A 24,254-nucleotide genomic window follows, 5' to 3' on the forward strand; every position below is an offset into this window, starting at 1 on the left:
CAATGCTTTTATTCTTCTAGTCCAAAGGCACTCGCGCCTAGGTCTGCACTGCTTACGATATTTCTGAATCCTGCGAATAGCTCACGGCCTGTGCCATAAGTTGGCTCAGTATGGCTGATCACATGCTCACGCTTTGCTAACTCTTCATCTGATACATGGAGAATTAAGTCGCCATTTGGTGCATCAAGAGTGATCAAGTCACCATCATGAATTTTAGCGATGATCCCGCCTTCAACGGCTTCTGGTGCTAAGTGGATTGCTGCAGGTACTTTACCTGACGCACCAGACATACGGCCGTCAGTCACAATCGCCACTTTGTAGCCTTGGTCTTGAAGCGTTGCCATTACAGGCGTTAATTTATGAAGTTCTGGCATGCCCTTAGCTTTAGGACCCTGCTCTTTAATCACCGCAATAAAGTCTGTGTTTAATTCACCTGCAGCGAATGCATCTTGAAGCGCAGCTTGTGAGCTAAAGACTTTTGCAGGTGCTGAAACTGTTTGGTGTTGCTCTTGAACCGCTGATACCTTAATAACCGCTTTACCGATGTTACCTGTTAGTAGCTGAAGGCCACCTTGCTTATTGAATGGGTTGCTCACAGGGCGAAGTACTTCTTCATCTAGTGAGTTTTCAGGACAAGGCACCCACTTCACTTTGCTCGGACCTGTGTTGCTAGACATGATTAGGTTGTCATCAACATCTAACACTGGCTCTTGGGTATAAGCATCTAGGCCTTCACCAACAATAGTTTTCACATCATTATGTAAGAAGCCACCATCACGTAATTCACGCATTAAGAAGCCCATACCACCCGCTGCTTGGAAGTGGTTAACATCCGCAGAACCATTTGGATAAATACGTGTTAGTAGAGGCACAACTTCAGAGAGCTCCGCCATGTCTTTCCAGGTGATTTGAACGCCTGCCGCTTTCGCCATAGCAACTAAGTGAATTGCGTGGTTTGTTGAGCCACCTGTAGCTAGTAGACCAACTAAGCCATTGATCACTGTTTTTTCGCTAACAACTTCACCGATTGGGTTTGCATCTTTGCTCTCGATAAGTTGCTTAAGCATTAGCTCAACCGCACTGCCCGTAAGGCCATCACGTAGTTCAGTGTATGGGTTGATGAAAGAGCTACCAGGAAGGTGAAGACCCATGATCTCCATCAGCATCTGGTTTGAGTTTGCAGTACCGTAGAAAGTACAAGTACCCGCACTGTGGTATGACGCACTCTCTGCCTCTAGTAACTCTTCACGAGAAACTAAGCCTTGAGCGAACTTTTGACGAACACGTGCTTTTTCTTTATTTGGAATACCAGACTGCATCGGGCCAGCTGGTAAGAAGTAAATAGGTAAATGACCGAATGAAAGCGAACCAATTAATAGTCCCGGTACGATTTTGTCACACACACCTAAACAAAAAACACCATCGAAAACATCATGTGAAAGTGCAACGGCTGTTGACATCGCAATCACATCACGTGAAAACAAAGATAATTCCATGCCATCACGGCCTTGAGTCACACCGTCACACATAGCAGGTACGCCACCAGCAACTTGCGCGGTCGCATCATATTTTTCTGCAATCTTTTTAATTAAAGCTGGATACTCGATGTAAGGCACATGCGCTGAAAGCATGTCATTGTATGAATTGATAATTGCTAAGTTAGGTTGCTCGTCAGCTTTAAGGCGATCTTTATCTGAGCTTGAACATGCAGCCATAACGTGAGCTAGGTTGCCACATCCTAAGCCAGCGCGAACACGTGTTTGTTTTTTTGCTTCTTCGATGCGTGCTAAATAGGCTTGGCGTGTTGCTTTGCTGCGTTCGATAACACGCTCTGTGACGGCTTGGATACGAGGATGTAACATAAAATTCTACTCTACTCAAAATTTAAGAGGATAAAAGGCTCAGTACAATTAAAGACTCCACTCTAAATGTACCGAGCATCTTTAGATTTACCCGTTCAAAGGTACGCTATCAGGTTGTCTCTCACCCCAACCTGACACCGGTGTCATATTATTGAGCCACAAAGCTGACACCGGTGTCAACACCTAACATTCAATTTAGTCAAAGATTCATAAATGAACAAACTTCAGTTTCCAATTAATTTTTGATTGAAGTTAATAGCCAAACAAAAAGTTAAATAGGTACAAGCTTGAAATTATTGAAGATTTCTTGGTGAGAAAAACTAATAGTGATTAAAAACGTAAAGGCTCTGACACAGCGGAGCCTTTATTATTAAAAATAAAAAATGATTAAATTTTTAAGACAAGAACTGTTGTGTGATCTTACCTTCATCTAATTTAACTAAATGAGGAGGATAAATTCGTGTAAATTGCTTCGAGTCTCGTGCAATTGTTACCTCAATGCCTGGGTGCATCAAGTCATTCACTTTAACTCTGCTGCCAACAAGTAAGCGTTGTAATTTTCTATCCACTAGTTTTAAATTGCGTTGATTGCGCTGATAATGCACGTTTAACTGCTTTTCATTTGTCAGCAGCTTATTTAAGTATGCCGCCCTTTTCGGTGATTCTGGCGCTTTACTTGCCTTCGCTTTTGCCTTATTCAGAGCAACGGCCTTTTCAGCTAAGCGTTTCTCAAACTTCTTGAATTCTGACTGCTTTTCTTTTAATTCATGGAACGATTGCGCAATAGAAATATGCGTTTTGGTCCCTGAAGGAGCACCCAATTCACCCGTTTCAATACGAAGCGCATTAAGAACTTTGCCACCAATCAGTTTACCTCTTGGTGTGTCACCTTTACCTATACGAATAAGACGACTTGAAGACAAATTACAATGTAAGGCCTGCTTTTCAATTAACAAATCTTGCTGAGTTTCAATGCAAGCATATTGAGCATAACCAATCGTAATATTTCTTCTTGCACGAATAAAGCAAGAAAAATCATCCTCTTCGATTACTTTACGCCCTATTGCGCCTTGCACTATCGTAATTACGTTATCACTCTGTATTTCTGATGACTCTACAAAGCCTAAAATTGTTATATCTCCAGTAGCTTTTACCTTCATGCCATCTTTAACATCACCACTGATAATAACTGATCCATCAAATTCTATATGCCCTGTAGTAACGTCCACGTCGTTGTAGCATAAAACATCGTCGACACGCATGCCACGTGGCAATGCAACAGGCACCCCTTTAGCAACTGCTATAAGTAAATTAGGGTCTTTTTCATCAATTTTGGTGCCTTCGAGCACTTCAATCTCGAAGTTCTTACCTGGTTTGGCCTCTAACACATCCCCGAACACGGAATAGCCGGAGGAGCCTTCAGTCGCAGGAATACGTTTCATTAATGGGCTGCCAGGTCTGACTGTAATAATTGCGCCCAAGTCACGCATATCAACCTTGCCACCATCTTTTTCTTGAGGGGTGAGAATTCTATCTTGCGCTGTCATACACAGACGAACAAACCTTGCGTCTGTACCGTCTTTAGCTCTTTGCCCATGCGCTACAATTGCACTGTAAACTGAGCCTGGAGATTGCTCAAACTGCTGACCAAGACATTGTTCTAATGCTTCACGGCTCACACCTTTTATAACACCCGCTTTTTTTAAGGCGACTTTAGCATCATCAAGAGAAATAATTTTACCGCCACATGCGGTCGTAATTTGAGCATTGGCCATCATATTTGATTCATCAACTTTGATCATAATTGATGCATCAATCGCCTTCGCTACAATTAAAGAATCATTGCTAAAGTCATCACCGGCAGAAAATAACTTACCAATATTGGCATGAACTACCTCGAAGTCTGCATAACTTGACTGCTCTAACAACTCCATTAGCTGCGAAGCACTAGCAGGAAACCCTGACTCGACTGGGTGTGACAACAAGTACACATATCCATCACCCTCATCAAAACGAAACAATGACATAAGTCTTTCCACACTACGGTTTAAAATTGACTAAAACATGACCAGGTCATTTCAGCACAACTTGGTTCTATTGTTAAGTCGAAATCATCTAAAGTACGTTACAAAACTTAAAGATTTGTAAACAGCATTAATTGTGTATTTTTACCTAAAATAAAAACTAGAAAATATTTGTATAAGTTACATCAGTTTATCGACTATAAAAAAGAACTCTTTATAGCTGAAATGCAATTTACGAATAAAGGACTAATTTACAAATGTAACTAATGCAGAAACAAGAAAACCACAAATAAGATGAAAAATCGACTAATGATTAAATTAACGAGACAAAGTAACAAAAGAATATGACAAATACATGTAATAAGAATATGAAGAGCAAGTGAAGGGACTAGCCCTCCGCTATTTAAGAGCCTATCTAAAACTCGGCATAATTGCAGGTTAGCCCGATAACAAGCCAACAAGTGCCATCACACCTGTTAACACTACAAACATAATTAAAGGTATGATCCAACGGTTCATTGAACTCAGCTCTTTACTGCGTTCTTTACAACCAATTAAGCCTAAATTATCTAGCAACATAGTTAAGGACCAACCAAACGCCGGATTAACTAATGCCGACGAGAAAACGACAATGGCTGCTGACTGAGTAGTTTTACCTTCTCGTGTCATTTCCATACCCGCTTCAAGCAATGGAATAAACACCCCAACAATTAAGGCTACACAATACCGGCTGCCAAATTGCTAGATCCATTGGGTAACCCCAGATACTGGCAATAACACAAAACAACGTGGTTAAAATTGCCCCTGCGGGAATTGGACGCTTCGCAATGGCAGCTGGCACAATGTATGTGCCCCAAGAAGAGGTGAAGTTAGCACCACCTAAAATAGAGCCGAATGTCTGACGAATAGACGCACTGGTCATCGTATCGTCAATATTCATTTGTACTTTTTCAGTACGTGCTGGATAACTAATTATTTGGAACACCTGATGACCTAAGAAGTCTGGTGACCACATAGCCACAGCTAAAATGGCAAAAGGCAGTACAACAATAAAGCTTTCAAGTGTTGGTAAACCTAGCATCCACTCCGTGTTTTCACCCCACCAGTACATAGGGTTCATGTTTGGTATGCCTGGAACTGTTTTAAACTCAAATGGCGAGCCAAGAGCAAAAGCAACACCACCGCCAAGTAAGCAGCTTAATGGTACTGCCAGCCAACGCTTTTTAAAGTGCTCTGATAACGCATATAAAACGATGGTACTAAGAATTATTATGAAAGCGATACGTGACATTTCAATGCCTTCAGCCCACGCAAACAACTTCTTAACTTGTGAGGTTGTGCCGATAAAGCCGAGGTATAAGAGCAAACCACCACATACCCCCCGACTGGTAAGCCCAGCCAAAACACTCCCGCCTTTACTGATTGCCAGTAATAAACCAAATGCCCTTATGAGCAAACCAAACGCCATCGGGTGACCACCCGCCGCAACCACAATAGGAATAAGAGGAATTAAAGGCCCTGGGTACCTGCTAAGTTTGCGGTTGGTAATAGAAAACCAGAAAACAGCAAAATAAATAAAGCGACTATCAATAACTCATAGCGCACATTTTCAAGAATAAAGCCTTCGCCTAGCCCTAAAGGTGCGGCAAATGTTGCGGCATTGCGCCTACCATCACAATTTTACCTATGGTCCCCGCCATAGCTGGAATAGTGTCTTCTAGTTCAACTCGGTAGTCTTTAAAAGGTAGGTTAGGACGCCAGCGTTTTGGCTGCATGATTTGCAATTCATGCTCTAAATATTCGTCGCGTGTTTTAAATTCTTAACTTGCACGGTGTAAATTTTGATAACTGTCTTGAGGTGCTAACTTGCTACTGTTATCTAAATTGTGAGTTGTCATCACATCTCCTACTTCGGATGTTAGTGTTATTTGATGCCACAAGCATAAAGCAACCAAATCTGAAAAGAGCTTAGCAATAAGTCGAGTATTTCATTTTATAAATTAATGAGTTCGATTACTCACGCCTATAATGTGCTCAACTAATGTTCAACCCGAATAAATAACAGCCAACCTATTAATTAATGATGACTTTTAAAGAGATTAATGATTGCGAAGCGCATATATAGGCGTTAGAATGCAATCACTAAGTCACGTTGTGACTCTGAATACAAATTCAGGGGCTGATTAGGATTCGACAGGATTCATGAAGCCTGAGGTGCATGTCGAGGGGCGGTTGGCCTCGTAAAAAAGCCGCATTTAAAGTAATCGCAAACGACGATAACTACGCTCTAGCGGCATAATAGCCCGCTAGCACTCCTCCAAGAAATGCTTGTGGTTCTGGTTCTGGAGTGTCACCCTACACAAGATCGCTACGGAAACCCTGGCCGGGGTTGAAGGGCTAAAACTAAGCGGCCTCGCCTTTATTTATCGTGTTCGTCCGAGACTTAAAGGTTAACCAATAGACGATACTAAACATGTAGGACCGAAGGTCGACGCTTTCTGGACGGGGGTTCAAATCCCCCCAGCTCCACCAAACGTATAAATCAAGACATCTCAGGATGTCTTTTTTTATGCCCGCATTTCACGAAACTAACTCTTTTTTGATTCATAAATAACCCCAATTTTCTCATCAACATTTACTACTGCTCATCAGTTAATTCAAAATAAAATGTAAATTAATTGTTACGCAAATTATTTATACAAATCATATCCATACCTATTTTGAATACACACAACCAACTGGTCTGACCTTGTTTTATTTTTATTCTAGATTTGCATAAGGGGGTATCTCAGATTATTTCTAAATAGGCTTAATTTTGAGCAATTAAAGGAAATGTAATCATGAATAAAAGAAATATTTTACTCTCTGCCATGTGTTTGTATGGCATGAATGCATACGCTGCAGCTGAGTTAGATATTAACCCAACTGTTGTTGGTGGTATTGAAACACCTGCATACTCACGTCCTTATCAAGTTGCGCTGCTTATGAATGGTCGCCAAGGTTGTGGTGGTACATTAATCGATCCAAATTGGGTTTTAACGGCGGCTCACTGTTTAGACAATGCTTCAACATCAAGTTTAACTGTTCGTGTTGGTGCGCACTCAATCAGCCGAAATGATGGTGTCACATTACGTGTATCTCAGATTATCAACCATGAACGCTGGAATGGCGCAAATGGGATACGCTCTGGTTATGACATCGCAGTTTTAAAACTGGCTTCACCTGCGCCAAGTCAATATACGCCAGCTAAACTTCCTACTGCGGCTATCGAGTCACAATATGCGAGCCCTGGCGATTACGTTACGGTATCAGGTTGGGGTTTAACCTCTAATCGTGGTCGTCCGAGTGATGTACTTCGAGAAGCTGATTTACCCGTTATCACTAATTCAAGCTGTAGTTCACAACTTAGTTTCAATTTGCCTAGCTCAGTGATTTGTGGCGGTGGTGAAGGTGGTCGTTCTGCATGTAATGGAGACAGTGGCGGTCCTTATGCTGTTAGAGTTGGCAATGACTTTTACAGCATAGGCACTGTGAGTTGGGGGCAAGGTTGTCAAGGTGCAACTGCTTTCACAAGAACAACAAGCTTCTTAAATTGGATCAAACAAAAAACAGGAATTACCGACGGTGAAGATAAAAAACCCGTCGCCAATTTTGAGGTTCAAACGGATGCGGCGTCTTTAACTGCAAGTTTCACCAACAAATCAACTGACGATAAAGGTATTACAGGTTATCAGTGGTCGTTTGGACAAGGTAACGCGGGTTCAACTCAAACAAACCCAAGCTTTACTTATGCTTCTGCAGGTAGCTACAACGTCACACTTACAGTAACAGATACCATTGGCCAAACAAGCAGCGTATCTAAAGTCGTTAACTTTATCGTTGATGGTGAATGTAATGCAGCACCTTGGAGTGCAACACAAAGCTATGCACTAGGCGACAAGGTTAGCTACAAAGGATATGAATATGAATCTACTTGGTGGTCTCAAGGTGCTCAGCCAGACCTATATAGCAATGTGTGGCGTCGGGGTGCAAAATGTGATGGTAACGTTGAAGACCCAGTACCTGTTGCTGACTTCTCAGTGGCGACAGATCAATTAACAGCAACACTCACCAGCACGAGCACAGATAACGGTCAAATCGTTAGCACTCGCTGGATTGTCAACGGTGAAAGCTACCAAGGTAGTGTTGTTTCGCACACTTTTGCACAAGCAGGCAGCTATTCAGTAACTTTAAGTGTTACTGATGACAAAGGCCAAACCGCTCAAAAAACCAAAACTATCTCAGTTTCTGAAAATGTCGATACCTGTAAAGGCACACCGGCTTGGTCAGAAAGTACCGTGTATTTACAGGGTCAAAGAGTGAGCTTAAACGGGGTAATTTACGAGGCTAAATGGTGGGTACAAGGTGAAAACCCTGCTTCTTCTGGACCTTGGGGACCTTGGAAAACGATTGGTCTATGTAGCTAAGCCGATTAAAGAAATCTTTTAATCATTTTAAGTCCCGTGTAACCTAAAGGAAATATATAACCATATTTTCTGCGACATGGGACTTAGTCAACAAGTAAAAGCCGATTTAACACGCCTTGGCGAGCGTATACAAAAAACTTTTTTAGCAATCAAAGCTGAACTACCAGAAAAAGCCAAAACCATTGGGGGATTTGCTCGGTATTTAGATTATAACCGCTCTAATAGCCAACGCTTTTTTACTGCCTGTAAAGCAAGTGATGGTTTACAAGTATTAGTTGAGCTGCCCGGTGTACAAGCTTTGCTACTCATGCAACAAAAGTTGACACCGCTTATCCCTGCCCCTTTGTTGAAGCAGCTAAAACAAGTTACCGACTTATTTGAACAGTGCCTCAACCAACATGCTTCAAGTCATGCCCAACTCAAACGCATGCTATCGACTGCTAAACAGAAAACACAAAATACCATGCACGGTGATGACCACAAAGCGCAGCTTTATTATGCCGCAAAGTCTTTACTTGGATTCAGCGTCGAAGAAGTATTCTGTGTTTATATTCTTAAAGAAAACAAAGCAAACCCTGCTTTTTTACAAGAGGTTGCGTTGATAAGTAAATCGGGTATTAAACGCGAAGCCGGTGCAGTGCCTTTTGTGCAGTTTTATACTCACCCTAATCCTGATAACTTTACTCAACCACTGAATATTTCTCAGCAAAGTCGATTAGAGACCAATCTTTTTACCATTGGTGTATCTGAAGAGTACTCTACATCTGGATTTTTAAATGCCTTTAGTACTTTTTCACCGAGTAATTCAGGTTTAGTGTTTGATCCGCTACCAAGTGATAGCTGCGATGCAACCTTTGTGGTTAATAACCCTGATGAAGTGATGAACCCACTCAATCAAAGCAGTCCGTGCAGCTCCACCAGCTTATCAATTAAAAATCCAACCAAAGCCATGACCATGTTAGTGCTGATAGAAAAGCAAATTGATAAATGTAGTACCGTGAATATTGGCTGCTATCACAACAATCAAAAGGTCGAAGATGGCAAATTAAAAGCAAGTGATATGTGGACTGAAAGATTTCCAGAGTTTCCTGAGCTCAAAATTTCTCAAACCACAGATAATTTAGCGCACTTTCAATTGCAGCAAGATCACAAAGACAAACTGCGCTATTTATTAGATATCGCGCGAGTCGATATCGAAGACTACATTTGCTACTCAACCCATGTGAACTTTCCTATTTGGTCGAGCACTTACCGTATATATTTTGAACACCAGTAAACCTTTCTAACGTGACTTTTCACTTTAAATCACTATGTAAGCACACAATGTGCTTACTCTTCTGCACCAAAAACACCTATAACCCATTGTAAAACAATATAATTTACAATTTAGATTTACTTATTTCACAAACTTTCACATATCTTTAGTCTCACATGAGAATAAAAATTGTACATATGCTTTAAGTGCTGATAGCCTAGATCGTATCTCAGATACACTTTGAGATATAAAATAATAAAATACAACAACAGGGTGTTCTCTTATGAACTTAAGATTATCAGCAATTATGCAAGGACTCGTTGCGAGTTCTCTTTTACTCTCAGGTAACACTTTTGCCAATCAGGTGAATGAAGACGAAGTCGAAAAGATTCAGGTTACAGGTTCTCGTATTGCGCGTACTAGTGCGCAAATGACAACACCAACAACCATGATTGATGCAAAAGAAATCGCGCAATCGGGTGTAAAGAATATTGGCGACTTAATGCATAAACTGCCCGCTATGATCAGTGGTGTAGGTTCAACTACGGCGACAGGCAATGGCACAGGCCTTCAGTCTGCAGGTCAAGAACTCATAAACTTACGTGGTTTAGGTACAGAGCGAAGCTTAGTACTCGTCAATGGTCGTCGTCATGTATCGGGTGATGCCGGTAATTCTGCTGTCGACATTTCTATGATCCCGACTTCACTTATTGAGCGTGTCGAAATTATTACCGGCGGTGCATCTGCTATTTATGGTGCTGACGCGGTAACTGGTGTTGTTAACTTTATTATGAAGAAGGACTTCACTGGATTCGAACTTGATGCATCTTATGCACAAAGTGCTGAAGATGATGCAAAAAGCAATGATATTTCGCTGACTTGGGGTACAGACTTTGCAGATAGCGCGGGTAATGTTACTTTTCACGTCAGTTATTCAGACCGTGATGCGCTTTCAGTTACGGCGCGTGACTATGCCAATAAAAACCATTCTTTTTTACCAAACCCTGAAAATACTGGTCCTGATGACGGTATTTCAGATACTGTATTTGTAGAAGATTTACGTTTCCAAGCGCTCAGCGCCGAGGGCTTAATCTACTTACCTAATAGTAACTATTTCTTTGGCGATGCCCCTATCAGCCAGATCCCTGTACCCACATTCGCAAATGATCCTATTGCATTTCCGTTTGGTCATGTAGGTTACGACACATTTACCATCGACCGCGAAGATGGCCACTTTAGACCTTTCCAAAATGGTGATTTTTGTGATGGTCCGGTTACGTGCTCTAACGGTGATGGATTTAGGATCTCTGAAACTAACTACGCCATTGCGCCTAGTGAAAGACTCTTAATGAATTTAGGCTCTAGATACGATCTGAGTGACGACGTCAGCCTTTATCTTGATAGCAAATACGGTAAGGTTGAGTCTTTTGCGATTGGTCAGGCAAGTATTTTCCACGATGATAACTTCGGTCCATTGATCAGCTTAAAGCAAGATAACCCATTTATACCAAGTGAATTAAGAACATTAATGCAAGAGCGTAATGTGCAAGATGCCGCATTAGCAGTGGTCGGTTTACCATCAAGCTCTGAAAACATTCGTGAAACCATGCAGATCACTTTAGGTGCTGAAGGAACATTTGCTGATTACGATTTTGATACTTATGTGCAACACGGCAGAGTCACCGCTGATATTTATGAGCTCACAACATTCAATGAGCGCTACTACCGCTCACTAGATGCAACCACAGACGCCAGTGGAAATGCCATTTGTCGTGATACCAGCGATCCTGCCTGTGTGCCGTATAACCCTATCTTCAAACAAGCCAGCCAGGCGGCATTAGACTACGCTGGTGTGAAACTGCATAACAAACAAGAGATGGAGCAAACCATTGCCAGTTTTGTGTTTCATGGTGACTTAGTCGATACCGATTTGGGCCCTATTGCATTTGCAGCAGGTCTTGAATACCGAAACGAGCGTTCGCTTTCTGATCCTGATCCTCTCACTCAAGGACGTGATGAAAATGGCGTAGGCCTTGGTCTAGTAGGCACAACAACAGGTCAAACCCCTGCTACTAATAGCTTTTTTAGTACTGTAGAAGGTAGCTATAACGTAAAAGAAATTTTTGGTGAAGTCAGCGTACCTTTATTGGCAGACTTACCCTTAATTGAAACGCTTGATATAGAAGTGGCTGCACGCTATGCCGATCACAGTATCACTGGTGGAGATAGCACCTATAAAGCGTCTTTAAACTGGCAGTTTGGTTATGACATTGGCTCTCGTGCTAGTTATTCTCGTGCAGTACGTGCTCCGAATATTCAAGAACTGTTTGCGCCGGCTTCTTCTGGTGCAGCCCGTTTGGTCGACCCATGTCACAAAGATAATTTAGATGCAGAGCCCGCTGTTGCTGCAAATCGTAAAGCAAATTGTGAGTTGTTAGGCTTAGATGCTGAATTTACCTCAAACGCGTCATTCGGTACTGTGCTGACACACACTACCGGTAATACCGAACTCAAACCAGAAACAGCTGATACCTTTACGCTAGGTTTAACTTATTCGCCTAATGCTAACCTAAATATTGCTGTTGATTACTGGGATATTGAAATCACAGATGCCATCACGCAAATCGATGGCAGTGATATCTTGTCAAACTGTGTTGATGGCAGCCAGCTTGATGACGCATTTTGTAGCAAAGTGAAACGCGCTGAAAACGGCAACATTTTATTTGTTGGCGTTAATGCCGTAAATGCCGCTCGCTTCTCAGCAAAAGGTGTTGATTTAGAAACCGCATTACGTTACGAAACTGGTTTTGGGCAACTCAGCTTCAGAGTCAATGCCTCATACCTAGCGGAACGCATTAACGAGCAAAACCCGAAAGCAGGTTTACCTATTGAGAACGAAGCAGGCTCAGTGACTTACCCTCGTGTAAGAGCAAACTTTAGCACTTCTTATAATTACAATGATCTAACAGCAAGTTTAAATAGCAACTATGTTGGCAGTTCTACATTTGATAAAACGCGCTCTGATGAGTACTACCCTTCAGCGTTTGCGAATGAAGTAGGTAGCTACACCAGCCATAACCTGCAAATTAACTATCAATGGCTTGACTCTTTATCTATGTATTTAGGCGTCAATAACCTCACTGATAAACGACCTCCAAGATTACCAGGACTTAACCAAGGCAGTCTTTTATATGATGTGGTAGGAAGAAGCTACCGCCTAGGTCTTAAATATCAATTTTAATTGAAACCCAAGTGAGCAACCTTATTCAACGGGGGGTTGCTCGCTTATTTTTAATCAAAGCAAGTGTGAATAAATATGATCAGACAATCTTTACTTACCTGTGCGGTACTCTCGCTTTTGAGCGCATGCAGCACGACTTCTTCCCAACAGAATTTAGAAGTTAAGTCAGCCGCAAGTGTTCAAGCATTTAAACAATATAGTGCTGAAACCTTCTACGATACTGTTAACGTTATGGGCAGTAGTTTTTCTAATGATGGGAAAAGCATTTTAGTCAGTAGTGATGAAACTGGAATTTTCAACCTGTATCAAGTGGATGCTAAAACAGGTAATAAAACGCAACTGACCAATAATACTGATACGACTTACCCTGTTGGCTATTTTCCAAATGATGATCGCGTTTTATTTACTAAAGATGCGGGCGGCAATGAGTTATTCCACCTATATGTACGTGAGCTAGATGGCTCTGTTAAAGATTTAACACCAGGTCCAAAAACACGCGCAACCATGTTTGGCTTTTCGGGTGATAAAAGCCATTTTTACGTACTGAGTAATGAACGCGATATGCGTTTTATGGACTTATATAAGTACGATGCTAAAACTTATGAGCGTTCTTTATTATATAAGAATGAGTCAGGCTTAAACATTGAAACAGTCAGTCCTGATGAGCGCTATTTTGTATTGAGTAAATCAAATAGCAATAAAGATTCTGACTTGTTCTTGGTTGATAACCAAGCTAAAGGTCAAAAACCAGTTTTACTCTCTAACGTAGAGCATGATGCAACGTTTTCAGCTAATTCATTTTCTAAAGATGGGCAAACACTTTACTATCAAACGAATGCCCATGGTGAATTTGCACAAATTTGGCAATACGATTTAACGACCCAAGCGCATAAACCTTATTTAGTTGCAGATTGGGATATCACCCATATGTATTTCTCAGAATCGGGCCGTTACCGCGTTCATTTTGTTAATGAAGATTCAATGACAAAATTGGTCGCCACCGATTTAAATACGCAAAAAACCATCCAGATGCCAGAATTACCCGCTGGTAATTTAAGAAGTGTTAACTTCTCTAAAGACGAGCAGAAAATTTCTTTTTATCTGACATCAGATACCTCTCCACACAACTTATATGTTTGGCAGTTTGGTGCTCAACAAGCTACTCAGTTAACTTCTTCATTGAATAAAGCCATAGATGAAAACCATTTAGTGACCAGTACCATAGAACGCTTTAACAGCTTCGACGGTTTAGAAGTCCCAGGAGTAATGTATAAACCAAAGCAAGCGTCTAAAGCTTCTCCTGTGCCAGTTGTTATTTTTGTTCATGGTGGTCCAGGTGGACAAAGTGTCAGAGGCTACCGACCTGAAATCCAACATTTAGTGAATCATGGCTATGCCGTGTATGCCATCAATAACCGCGGTAGTAGTGGATATGGTAAAACCTTCTTTCATTTAGATGATAAGAAGCATGGTAAAGATGACTTGAACGATCTTATTTGGGGTAAAAAATACCTACAAAGCTTAGATTGGGTTAATAAAGACAAAATCGGCATTATGGGTGGCAGTTACGGTGGTTATTTAACGGCTGCTGCATTGGCCTTTGCACCTGAAGAATTTGAAGTCGGAATTAACATATTCGGCGTGACAAACTGGGTGAGAACGCTTAAGTCTATTCCACCTTGGTGGGAAAGCTTCCGTAAAGCCTTGTATGACGAAATGGGTGATCCTGCAACAGATGAGGCAAGGCATAGAGCTATCTCCCCGCTATTCCATGCACATAATATTGTGAAGCCGTTAATGGTTGTGCAAGGTGCAAACGATCCTCGTGTCTTACAGGTTGAAAGTGATGAACTGGTTGAAGCGGTTAAGAAGAATGGCACACCGGTTGAGTACGTGCTATTCCCAGATGAAGGCCACGGTTTTACTAAAAAGAAAAACCGCATCACGGCATCTGATGCTTACTTAAAGTTTTTACAATCCCATCTATAAAATAGTTACCCGTCAACAAAGCCAAGGCAATTCATAGTCTTGGCTTTTTTAGCTCTAAACTCTTCATTTATTGTGCTAGTAATCTGTCCATATTTAATGTAAAAAGCACCCTTTGATTTAAACATGATAATAATGTTTATTTGTATTTAACTATTTTGTAGTAGGTATAAATGAGTAAAACCCTGTGTGAGTGGAAAAGAAAAGACATCGAAAGCAAACTATCTCAGCTTGGAGATATTGTTTCACCCAGTCACTTTATTTGTAAGAAATGCGCCCGTTCAGCGAGCGATAAAAAGTACCTATGCAAAGGTACAAAACTGAAATAATCATTCGCATTCTTACTTATAGTTGTACCTAAATTTTTATTGCACACCACTTTTTAGTCGGTGAGCTTTAATGAGATTGATTGCGCTTTTTGCTTAACTGGATTTTTGCGTTTTTTCTCGCCTAAATTGTTATTTTTATTTGTTTTTCTTTATGATCTACTTGTATTCATGAGCGTATTAAAGAACAATGCGTGCATAAATTCTTAGAGGAGTAACCGCTATGTTAGCCCCAGCAATGGTTGAAAAATTAAACGAGCAAATTAATTTAGAATTCTATTCTTCAAACCTATACTTACAGATGAGTGCTTGGTGTGAAGACAAAGGCTTCGAAGGTGCTGCTGAGTTTTTAAGAAAGCATGCCGTTGAAGAAATGGAACACATGAACCGTTTATTCACTTATGTAAGTGAAACCGGTGCATTACCAATTTTAGGTGCCATTGAAGCGCCTCCTCATGAGTTTAATTCTCTAGGTGATGTATTTAGAACCACTCTTGAGCATGAGTGCACTATCACTAAAGCAATTAACGAGCTAACTCATGTTGCTTTCACTACACATGACTACTCTACGTTTAACTTCTTACAATGGTATGTTGCTGAACAACATGAAGAAGAAAAGCTGTTCAAAGGTATTTTAGATAAGCTAGAGCTTATTGGTGAAGATGGTAAAGCACTATTCTGGATCGACAAAGATCTTGCTGAATTAGCGAAAACGGGTAGTACTTCTATCATGGAAGCTGGTGCTTAATCTAAAGCCCTAAAACGAGAAAAGGTAGCTATTTAGCTACCTTTTTTGTTTGTTCATTCGATAAGTTAAAATTTCCCTGCTGGTGGCCAGTTTGGGTTATCGATTTCATCTTCCCCCACTGCACTGTCAGCTTCAACCGCAATTGCATTAGGCACATTGTCTTTAGGAATACAGAGTTCAACAACATAATTGTTATGCTCATCAGCGCGAATTTCTTCTAGCACCCCGTATAATTGCTCAACAGAGGTCACTTTACGGCCTTGCCCACCAAATGCATCAGTGATTTTTGCAATTTCCCAATTGGGTAAATCATTATATTGATATACATCATTTAATAATTTATCTGGATAATCGACTGGGGGTTGCCTAAATGGATTCGGATTAACTAAGTATTGCTCAATGCCGTAAATTCCATTTGCAATAACAAATACAACCGTGTTCTGCCCATAAGCATTTTGATCGGCAACCGCTTGGCAAGTTTCATGAAATGCGCCATCTCCGACCACAACAATGGCGCGCTTATCAGGAAATGCACATTTAATACCAGTGCCTGCAGGCACTGAATAGCCTATAGAAAGCCAAGCAGCTTGTGCAACAAAGCCATTTCGACTCGGTACTTTAACACTCTGCGCACCAATTAAAGGGAAGCCGGCATCGACGACCATGATGTCATCTTCGGTAAGCCACTGACTCATAGCTGAGAAAAAGCTGTCATACCCTAAAGGTTGCACTAGACTGCTTTGGCTCGACATAAGCTTAAAGCTCGTATGTCTTTGAGTACGTAAGCCTGCGAGCTCTAGCAACTCCTTCTTCGCAGCTATATCAATAAATTCAGCCAACATAGTATCAATAAAGGCTTCTAGAGTCACTGATGCATAAAACTCAGCGCCGACAAACACCCCACCGTGAGCAGCTAGAATAGTGTTACTGCTGCGTATATCTTCATTGCCGGTATCTTTACCTGTGGTCCATGCACCAATACCAACTAACACGCCGTCTTCACCCACTAAATTATCAACTTCTTGTTTTTTTAATGTGACACAGCCTTCAAAATAACGATGTGATTCTTCTATGACTGACTTACTCAATGCTGATGTCACAAAATGAATATGTTGATCCGGCACAGTATGGGTTTCATTAATAAAATCGAGCAATGATAAGAACTTGTCTTGCAAGCCATACCTTTGTAATTCGACACCTGCCCAGAAAATACTTTTTGGTTTACTGCGCATTAAATTTACCGCAGCTTTAGCTGCTGGTTTTGCTTCACTCACTGTAACCGTTGCACCCACACCAGAGCTAAGTTTACCACTTGGTTTTTGACAATCCGCACGCCACACATCTTCAGCTACTTCAAAATATATGGGGCGACGCTCTGTCAACATAGCGGTAATCGCGGCATCAATTTGATAAGGCGCTTGTTTGGCATTGGTGATCCTCTCAGCTGCGACAGTCACAGGTTTAAACATATGAATGTCTACAAACTCATATCCTGTTGTATGAGAATAAAGTAAGCCCGCTTGTTTTGAAATTTGGTCTTCTTTATTTGTTGGGGCACCGTTTATTAAAATCACAGGCACTTGCTCGACATAAGAGCCGGCAATCGTATTGAGTAAACTAAATGCCCCCACACTATAAGTCACATAAAGTGCACTCACGCCTTTTAATCTTGCATAGGCATCAGCGGCAAAGCCTGCACAAATTTCATTGGCGTTGCCTGATATTTTTATCGGGGAATTATCATCTGCCAAAATCGTGTCTAATAACGCAGCCGTATAATTACCTGCTACCCCAAACATTTGTTCGATACCTATTTGTTCCATTCTTACTTTTAAGTAATCTGCAACGGTAAAATTCTCGGTGATATTCATAATTTCTTTCCTGGAAATACACAATGAAAAAAGGGCCAAAAAGGCCCTAAGTCTTGGGGAAGTCTTTAAGCTTTATCGAAGTAGGTTAAATCGACGCCAAGTACCGTTTGAAGTGTCTCAATATGACATTCACTTTTTTCAACTTCGGTTGTTTCTCGATACCCTAAATCAAAGTATTTATTGATCAGAGATTCACGACGTGCGTTGTATTTTTCTCGAATAACAATTGACGCATCAGGGTGTAGCGAAGCAAACGTGTTTAGATTAAAGCCTTGCTGAAGGACTAAATCTGTCGAGCGCAGCGCACCTTCAACCCATCCTTGATAATCTGAGAATGCTTCACCGCAAGTAAACAAGTTAGGTAAAGGCTCAACAAGGTCTTTCATTACCTGACGGTCGTCTGCGCCAACCGCCCATTGATGCACGCCATAACCAAATTGTTGCTCGGCAGGCACATCAAAATTAACCGACCCTTGCCAAATACGTGCACTGGTTAGAATTGGCGCTGGAACATAATGGGTGTTGAAAATTTCTTTAAAGAATTTAGTGGCCTGCTCGACAACTGCCGTTGTAGCTGGGTACATATCAGCGGGTACACTTTCAACATAATCTTGCTGATTTGGGTGTTGATATTTAGGCCCTGATGCCTGTAGTGCACTCCAAAAATTGATGTTCATATAATCGCAGTAAATAGTTAGTGCTGCAGGCTTTTTATATTTCGCCTTTGCCACTTTATCTAACTCTAGTTGAGTTTCTTTAGACGCAGTTTGACCACTCTCTTGATACATCAATTGTGCAGCTAACTTCTCGTCAACCGCATAAAATGGATAAACAGAGCCGGTAGGTAAATCAGCAAAGTTAGGACCAAATTCTACAGCAGGTCTGCCCGTTGAACCTTCTCCCCACCATGCACTGTCGTAATAAAGGTTAATTTTTAATAGCGGCTGATTGCTTGCGCTCTGTAATGTGTTCCAAAGTGGTTCTGACTTTTCAACTGGAAGGTTATTGAATGCATTTGATTTCAAAAAAAGTTTTTCAAGCGCTAATCGAGGCAGACCCAAAATCACCTTTTCAGCAATCAGTTTCGTCTCTTTTCCGCACGGGCCTTGCTTTAACGTTAAGATATACTCTTGATTACACTCATCAAACTCAATGCCTTCAACTGAAGTTTCTAAATGGATCTTTTCAGTGCCTATTTGTTTTACCAGTGCATTTGGTAACGTACTGAAGCCCTGTGTGAAAGTTTTAAACTGTACATTTGCAGGGAAATCTTCAAGTAATTGATAAGCAACACCTGCATTCATGCCAGATAAAAATGTACCGTTAAAACCCAGTACACGATAAAGCATGGTAATACACTCTTGGCTGTAGCCCATATCAGTGAATAAATCCCATAATGTCCACTGGTTTAGTGCTTTACCATTCCATTTACAGTCTAATCGGAAGTTTTGCCAAAACTCAGGCCCTTTTGATTCAGGGCGCGCTTTGAATTGAGGGTTTGCTTTCAAAATACGATTGAAAACGACATTAACGATATCCTTAGGGTTGACGCCTTGTTCACTGGGCGCAAGATTGTATAACTCTGACCAAATCGCATAGTCGTCTTTTTGCGCGTCGTTTACAGAAAAGCTTTTGCCTCTAAACGATAAACGGTTATTACCGCCACTATTCATTGGGAAAGGCACAATCTGATCTTCGAGATCGAGCGATAGGAAAAGTGCCATAAGTGTATCCATATCGTCAAATAGGAACCTCATGCCGCCTTGCTCTTCTTTTACTTCGATGTATTCAGGCTCTCCTGCTTCATGATGCTGGTTTTTGAAATTAACCAAATCAGAATCTAATCGTCCACCTGTTCTGTTTGAGCGTTCAAGTATGGCGAAATCTTCGATGCCAGCTTCGTTTTGTAAGCGCCATGCACTATAAAGGCCTGACATGCCAGCCCCAACAATTGCCACTTTAACTCTCTGATTGTTAGATACTGTTTTTGCCTGAATACCAGCACCAAGTTTGTAGTGAGTCATCCTAATTCCTTAACGTATTCACAGATAAAATTTATGGCTAATCGCCAATGAAGATTTGATTCACCGCAACACTACTCAATCCATTAAGTTTTCTACGCGATGTTTACATTCCCAAGAAAACAAAATGTAGCCCAAAGGTAAAAAAAAGGTAATTACATGAGATTACAGAAGCTGATTTACAGATCAAAAAAGGTGAAACAAATATGTTTCACCTTTTAAAAGTTAAGAGTTGCTAGACGATAGAAGTTTTAATTTAAAAACCGCCTTTAGTCAGCTTTTCTGGGTTCAATAATTCTTTGAGTTCATTCACAGATAAATCGGTATGCTCGCTCGCCACGTCAACTATTGGGCGGCCTTCTTTATAAGCTGTTTTGGCAATAAATGCCGCTTTTTCATAACCTATGATTGGGTTGAGAGCCGTCACTAGAATAGGATTTTTTGCAAGTGCTTTATTGACGTTTTCTTCGTTCACATTGAATGTTGCAATCGCTTTATCGGCGAGGAGTCGACTGACATTTGCCAAAATATCGATACTTTCAATGATGTTATGCGCAATCACAGGCAGCATGACATTGAGTTCAAAGTTACCTGATTGACCCGCTACCGAAATTGTCGTGTCATTACCAATCACTTGTGCACTGACCATGGCTGCAGCTTCAGGTATAACCGGGTTTACTTTACCAGGCATGATTGAAGAGCCTGGCTGTAACGCTTCTAGTTCAATCTCAGCGAGACCTGCCAGTGGGCCTGAGTTCATCCAACGTAAGTCATTGGCAATTTTCATATTTGCCACAGCCATTGCTTTTAATTGTCCTGAAAGGCCTACAATCGCGTCTTGAGAACCAATGTGATAGAAATGATTGCTACTTGGTTTAAAACGAATGCCAATATTTGTACTTAAATATTGCGTGAAAACCTTAGCAAATTGTGCATCGGCATTTACACCCGTGCCCACAGCCGTACCACCTTGTGCAAGTTCGTAGACCCTTTCTACGCTGCTTAATATACCTTGATAAGCACAGTCAATTTGATGCTGCCAACCACCTAAAGTTTGTGCAAATGTAACTGGCATTGCATCCATTAAATGCGTACGACCTGTTTTAACTACATGACCGACTTGTTTAGATTTTTGCTCTATCACTTGTGATAGGTGTTTGAGTGCAGGTAATAGCTCATAAACTACTGCGACCGCACTACTGACGTGAATAGCGGTTGGGATCACGTCATTTGAGCTTTGACCCATATTTACGTCGTCATTAGGGTGGATCTGAATACCGCTTTGTTGTGTTGCGAGCGTCGCGATCACTTCATTGGCATTCATATTTGAACTGGTGCCAGAGCCTGTTTGAAAAACATCAACCGGGAATTGGTCTAAATGCTCACCTTCAATAATACTTTGCGCTGCTTTGGCAATTGCCTGTGCTTTATCTTGTGGAAGGTGCCCTAACTCTGCGTTTGCTTCTGCCGCAGCTTGTTTAATGTAAGCAAGTGCTCGGATAAACTCTTGCGGCATAGTTAACTTACTAACTGTAAAGTTATTGACTGCACGCTGGGTTTGCGCTTTATAAAGTGCGGCTTCTGGCACATCTAAAACACCCATGCTGTCTGATTCTTGGCGAAATGTAGTCATCTTTGACTCCTATAAAAATGGATTAAATTCACGACACAGCACTCTTGCTTCAAGCTCCAGCGCCAAATATTTTTGTTTATCGGCTTGCTGCTGTTTGTAGAATCGCTTCAAAGCGAGAAGAGGCTTATATAGCTGCTCAAAACATTGCTTTCTGATTGACTCATGTACGAGTGGATCAGCAATTTTATTGAGTAACTCATTGAATACTTTTTTTTAAATACAGTTCTTGTAACAATGTGCAGTGACTGCTGCCGTACCATTTTGCTAATGCCAAACTGCCCTCAATATATTGAGATACCAAAACAGGTGCTTCTAATTGAGGTCTTCGACAGTGGTTTTTTAAACAAGGTGTGTAACAAGCAATAGTTTCTTTCAAACACATATGAACCGACTTTAAAATCACAATTGATAATCATTATCATTACAGTTAATCAATTGGTTTTCAAGTTTGAATTTGAAGAATTTACTTGGGAGTGATGAAGTAAGCCTGATACTGACAAATAATAATCAGGCTTAAATCTAAAAGCGTAGCTTTGTGAGGCTATAAAAACGAGAGTTGAGTTACATTTGTGTATTTATTTTTGCTTTTGATGATCAACAGCAAAGCTAACAATGACTTTAAACATAAAGAATAAACTGATGAGTATCAGCCAATTTGGCATAGATAAACTTAGTAGTACTAAAATACCAAAACAAAATAAATTGGCGGCAATAAACGTTTGTAGTCTATTACTCTTTAAAAAATTAACAATACACGCTGAAACAATTGTATAACCCCAAATCAATAAACTTTCTTGAACATACATATCAAGTAGTAACGCAATGATCACGTTATGAAAATGTATCGTGATGAATATTAATCTACTTTTATAACGTTGAGCGTAAAACTGATTTGTTCCTTGGCTGAAGTTAGCGATACAGCCTGCATAAACATCAAACACAATTAAAAAGGCGGCGATTACCTGCCAATGATTAAGCGATAAACCTGATAAGAAAAAAGTAACTATTGTCGCAATACAAGCGAACAATACTGTTAAAAACACTTCTAATCGAGTTTGTTGCTCTCCAAATACTTCATGAAAACATTTTGGCACTTCAAAATACTTCACTATGACCATCCTTATATTTATACAATTGGACTGGATAATACCCAATCTCAATAATATTCAGTCATTATCAGGCATAAAAAAGGAGTGAAAATTCACTCCTTTTTCCATTTAAAACAAGCTAATTGCTTATTTTAATTTGCTGTCTAGCTCTTCGATTTTCGCTTTCCAAATCGCAGGGCCTGCAGTGTGCGCGTTGTTACCATCGCTGTCTACTGCAACTGTTACTGGCATATCTTCTACTTCAAACTCGTAGATTGCTTCCATACCTAAATCTTCGAACGCTACTACGCGCGCTTTCTTGATTGCTTTAGATACTAGGTAAGCTGCACCACCTACTGCCATTAAGTAGATTGATTTGTTTTGCTTGATAGATTCAACTGTCGCTGGACCACGCTCAGCTTTACCGATCATGCCCACGATACCAGTGTTTTCTAGCATTAGATCGGTGAACTTATCCATACGCGTTGCTGTAGTTGGACCTGCAGGGCCTACAGCTTCGTCGCCTACTGCATCAACAGGACCTACGTAGTAGATAAACTTGTTCTCGAAATCTACACCTTCAGGTAAGCCTTCACCTGACAAGATCATGTCTTGAAGACGCTTATGCGCTGCATCACGACCTGTTAAGATTTTACCTGAAAGAAGCACAGTTTCACCCATCTTCCAATCTAGTGTGTCTTCTTTCGTTAGTGTGTCTAAGTTTACGCGACGTGTGTCTTCACCCACTTCAAACGTCAGCTCTGGCCAATCTTCAACTTTAGGTGCTTTAAGATCTGCTGGGCCTGAACCGTCTAGCGTGAAATGAACGTGACGTGTTGCTGCACAGTTCGGGATCATTACAACTGGCTTAGATGCAGCGTGTGTTGGTGCTGTTTTGATTTTGATATCAACAACCGTTGTTAAACCACCAAGGCCTTGTGCACCAATACCTAACTTGTTAGCACGCTCAAAGATATCTAAACGTAGCTTTTCTTCAGCTGTCTCTGCTCCGCGCTCAATTAGCTCGTGAATATCAACCGGATCCATCAGTGACTCTTTCGCTAGTACCGCTGCTTTTTCAGCTGTACCACCGATACCTATTCCTAGCATGCCCGGTGGACACCAGCCTGCGCCCATAGTAGGAAGTGTTTTCTCAACCCAAGCAGCAACGTCGTCAGATGGGTTAAGCATAACCATTTTAGTTTTGTTTTCTGAACCGCCGCCTTTCGCTGCGATCATTACTTCAACTTCAGCACCTGGTACCATGTCAATGTGTACTACTGATGGTGTATTATCTTTGGTGTTTTTACGTGCGCCAGCAGGATCAGCAACAATTGATGCACGAAGTGGATTGTCAGTGCTGTTATAAGCGCGACGTGTACCCTCATCAACCATTTGTTGTACAGTTAAGTCTGTTTTATCCCACTTAACATCCATACCTACTTTAACGAAACACGTAACGATACCTGTGTCTTGACACAGTGGACGCTTGCCTTCAGCAGACATACGAGAGTTAATTAAGATCTGAGCAATCGCATCTTTAGCCGCTTTGCTTTCTTCTTTATGGTAAGCCTTTTCTAGCGCTTGAACGAAATCGAGTGGGTGGTAATAAGAGATATACTGCAATGCATCTTCAATGCTGTCGATGAAGTCTTGTTGACGGATCATACTCATGACGGTTCCTTAATAATCGTAAGTCAAATATAGCTTACGCCTTTAACATGTTGACGGTT

Annotated in this window: 13 protein-coding genes, 1 other RNA gene and 1 pseudogene; 6 read left to right on the forward strand and 9 right to left on the reverse strand. The window is 41.0% G+C overall.

From position 1 onward, the window contains the following. Positions 1 to 8: 8 nt before the first annotated feature. From edd to CWB72_RS21215, 4 genes and pseudogenes are all read right to left on the reverse strand, one after another. Positions 9 to 1,862, reverse strand: coding sequence for a phosphogluconate dehydratase (gene edd / locus CWB72_RS10170; protein ID WP_138631108.1), 1,854 nt, complete (start codon positions 1,860 to 1,862; stop codon positions 9 to 11). A gap of 395 nt (positions 1,863 to 2,257) precedes the next feature. Then, positions 2,258 to 3,889 (reverse strand): DUF342 domain-containing protein, encoded by a 1,632-nt coding sequence (locus CWB72_RS10175; RefSeq protein WP_138631109.1) that lies wholly within the window; start codon positions 3,887 to 3,889, stop codon positions 2,258 to 2,260. A 435-nt stretch (positions 3,890 to 4,324) separates the two neighbouring features. After that, positions 4,325 to 5,491, reverse strand: a pseudogene (locus tag CWB72_RS10180) (DUF3360 family protein). 29 nt (positions 5,492 to 5,520) lie between these two features. Further along, complete coding sequence (locus CWB72_RS21215) at positions 5,521 to 5,661, reverse strand: DUF3360 family protein (protein ID WP_436409853.1); 141 nt, start codon at positions 5,659 to 5,661, stop codon at positions 5,521 to 5,523. A gap of 400 nt (positions 5,662 to 6,061) precedes the next feature. On the opposite strand from CWB72_RS21215, the gene ssrA reads away from it, so the two are divergent. The 6 genes from ssrA (at position 6,062) to ftnA (ending at position 15,908) form a co-directional block, all read left to right on the forward strand. Beyond that, positions 6,062 to 6,418: a transfer-messenger RNA gene (gene ssrA, locus CWB72_RS10185) on the forward strand. Between the two features lie 308 nt (positions 6,419 to 6,726). Further along, positions 6,727 to 8,352 (forward strand): trypsin-like serine protease, encoded by a 1,626-nt coding sequence (locus tag CWB72_RS10190; protein WP_138631111.1) that lies wholly within the window; start codon positions 6,727 to 6,729, stop codon positions 8,350 to 8,352. 76 nt (positions 8,353 to 8,428) lie between these two features. Further along, entirely contained in the window at positions 8,429 to 9,628 is a 1,200-nt protein-coding gene (locus CWB72_RS10195; RefSeq protein ID WP_130257249.1) for a hypothetical protein, read from the forward strand. 262 nt (positions 9,629 to 9,890) lie between these two features. After that, positions 9,891 to 12,848, forward strand: a complete 2,958-nt coding sequence (locus tag CWB72_RS10200; protein WP_138631113.1) for a TonB-dependent receptor domain-containing protein — start codon at positions 9,891 to 9,893, stop codon at positions 12,846 to 12,848. A gap of 75 nt (positions 12,849 to 12,923) precedes the next feature. Next, positions 12,924 to 14,837 carry a S9 family peptidase gene (locus CWB72_RS10205; protein WP_138631115.1) on the forward strand — a complete coding sequence of 638 codons (1,914 nt, stop codon included), beginning with the start codon at positions 12,924 to 12,926 and terminating at the stop codon, positions 14,835 to 14,837. 546 nt (positions 14,838 to 15,383) lie between these two features. Next, complete coding sequence (ftnA, locus tag CWB72_RS10210) at positions 15,384 to 15,908, forward strand: non-heme ferritin (RefSeq protein ID WP_058029484.1); 525 nt, start codon at positions 15,384 to 15,386, stop codon at positions 15,906 to 15,908. Between the two features lie 65 nt (positions 15,909 to 15,973). On the opposite strand, the gene CWB72_RS10215 is transcribed toward ftnA, so the two are convergent. The 5 genes from CWB72_RS10215 to CWB72_RS10240 all read right to left on the reverse strand — a co-directional run bounded on the left by CWB72_RS10215 (position 15,974) and on the right by CWB72_RS10240 (position 24,195). After that, positions 15,974 to 17,779, reverse strand: coding sequence for an alpha-keto acid decarboxylase family protein (locus tag CWB72_RS10215; RefSeq protein WP_138631117.1), 1,806 nt, complete (start codon positions 17,777 to 17,779; stop codon positions 15,974 to 15,976). Between the two features lie 65 nt (positions 17,780 to 17,844). After that, a complete protein-coding gene (locus tag CWB72_RS10220; protein ID WP_138631119.1) occupies positions 17,845 to 19,803 on the reverse strand; it encodes an FAD-dependent L-amino acid oxidase in 1,959 nt (652 codons plus the stop codon). 253 nt (positions 19,804 to 20,056) lie between these two features. Beyond that, positions 20,057 to 21,433 (reverse strand): class II fumarate hydratase, encoded by a 1,377-nt coding sequence (locus tag CWB72_RS10225; protein WP_138631121.1) that lies wholly within the window; start codon positions 21,431 to 21,433, stop codon positions 20,057 to 20,059. 575 nt (positions 21,434 to 22,008) lie between these two features. Beyond that, positions 22,009 to 22,542 carry a hypothetical protein gene (locus tag CWB72_RS10235; protein WP_138631123.1) on the reverse strand — a complete coding sequence of 178 codons (534 nt, stop codon included), beginning with the start codon at positions 22,540 to 22,542 and terminating at the stop codon, positions 22,009 to 22,011. A gap of 126 nt (positions 22,543 to 22,668) precedes the next feature. Further along, positions 22,669 to 24,195, reverse strand: a complete 1,527-nt coding sequence (locus CWB72_RS10240; protein ID WP_138631125.1) for a fumarate hydratase — start codon at positions 24,193 to 24,195, stop codon at positions 22,669 to 22,671. Positions 24,196 to 24,254 lie beyond the last annotated feature (59 nt).

It is taken from the genome of Pseudoalteromonas phenolica, assembly GCF_005886345.1.
GTDB classification, from domain to species: Bacteria; Pseudomonadota; Gammaproteobacteria; order Enterobacterales; family Alteromonadaceae; genus Pseudoalteromonas; species Pseudoalteromonas phenolica_A.